1 rRNA gene (cut by a window edge) is annotated in these 1,660 nt (G+C 58.6%); it reads right to left on the reverse strand.

Annotated elements, in window-relative coordinates:
- Positions 1 to 133: 133 nt before the first annotated feature.
- A 23S ribosomal RNA gene (locus SM418_RS37685) occupies positions 134 to 1,660 on the reverse strand (it continues 1,681 nt past the right edge of the window).

The following is a 1,660-nucleotide window of genomic DNA, read 5'->3' on the forward strand; positions in this document are numbered from 1 at the left end:
CCCGGGGGTGCGGGAAGTTCTCGTCCGAGCGTCAGGCTCGGTATCCAATTATCAACTGCGGTCACCCAGTTGTTTCCTGGGAACCACACAGGGACGCGAACATACTCGCAGCGATTCGGATTGAACGTCATGTGTGTTCAAGCCACTCGGCCTATTAGTACCGGTCGACTCCACACGTCACCGCGCTTCCATCTCCGGCCTATCAACCCGGTCGTCTACCGGGGGCCTTACACCCACAAAAAGGGGTGGGAGAACTCATCTCGAGGAAGGCTTCCCGCTTAGATGCTTTCAGCGGTTATCCCGACCGAACGTAGCCAACCAGCCGTGCCCCTGGCGGGACAACTGGCACACCAGAGGTCCGTCCGTCCCGGTCCTCTCGTACTAGGGACAGACCCTCTCAATTCTCCTACGCGCGCAGCGGATAGGGACCGAACTGTCTCGCGACGTTCTAAACCCAGCTCGCGTGCCGCTTTAATGGGCGAACAGCCCAACCCTTGGGACCTACTCCAGCCCCAGGATGCGACGAGCCGACATCGAGGTGCCAAACCATCCCGTCGATATGGACTCTTGGGGAAGATCAGCCTGTTATCCCCGGGGTACCTTTTAGCCGTTGAGCGACACCACTTCCACACGTAGGTGCCGGATCACTAGGCCCTGCTTTCGCACCTGCTCGACACGTCCGTCTCACAGTCAAGCTCCCTTGTGCCCTTGCACTCGCCACCTGATTGCCAACCAGGCTGAGGGAACCTTTGGGCGCCTCCGTTACACTTTAGGAGGCAACCGCCCCAGTTAAACTACCCACCAGGCACTGTCCCCCACCCGGATACACGGGTGCGGGTTAGACGCTCAAAACGACCAGAGTGGTATTTCACCAACGACTCCACCGACACTGGCGTGCCGGCTTCACAGTCTCCCACCTATCCTACACAAGACGCTCCAAGCGCCAATGCCAAGCTATAGTGAAGGTCCCGGGGTCTTTCCGTCCTGCTGCGCGAAACGAGCATCTTTACTCGTACTGCAATTTCGCCGGGCCTGTGGTTGAGACAGCGGGGAAGTCGTTACGCCATTCGTGCAGGTCGGAACTTACCCGACAAGGAATTTCGCTACCTTAGGATGGTTATAGTTACCACCGCCGTTTACCGGCGCTTAGATTCTCAGCTTCGACCCGATAAGGATCTAACCGGTCCTCTTAACGTTCCGGCACCGGGCAGGCGTCAGTCCGTATACAGCGTCTTACGACTTCGCACGGACCTGTGTTTTTAGTAAACAGTCGCTTCCCCCTGGCCTCTGCGACCCCACCCAGCTCCCGCCGCAAGGGCGTTCACCAAGCGTGGTCCCCCTTCTCCCAAAGTTACGGGGGCAATTTGCCGAGTTCCTTAACCACAGTTCACCCGATCGCCTTGGTATTCTCTACCTGACCACCTGAGTCGGTTTAGGGTACGGGCCGCCAGTACACTCGCTAGAGGCTTTTCTCGACAGCATGGGATCACTCACTTCACCTAAAACGGCTCGGCATCAGCTCTCAGGATTCACAAGAGACGGATTTACCTGTCTCTCTCCCTACAGCCTTACCCCGGGACAACCACCGCCCGGGCTGAGCTACCCTCCTGCGTCACCCCATCACTCACCTACTACCCCCTCGGGCCGACCGCTAGCCCCG

It is taken from the genome of Actinomadura chokoriensis, assembly GCF_041463665.1.
GTDB classification, from domain to species: Bacteria; Actinomycetota; Actinomycetes; order Streptosporangiales; family Streptosporangiaceae; genus Spirillospora; species Spirillospora chokoriensis_A.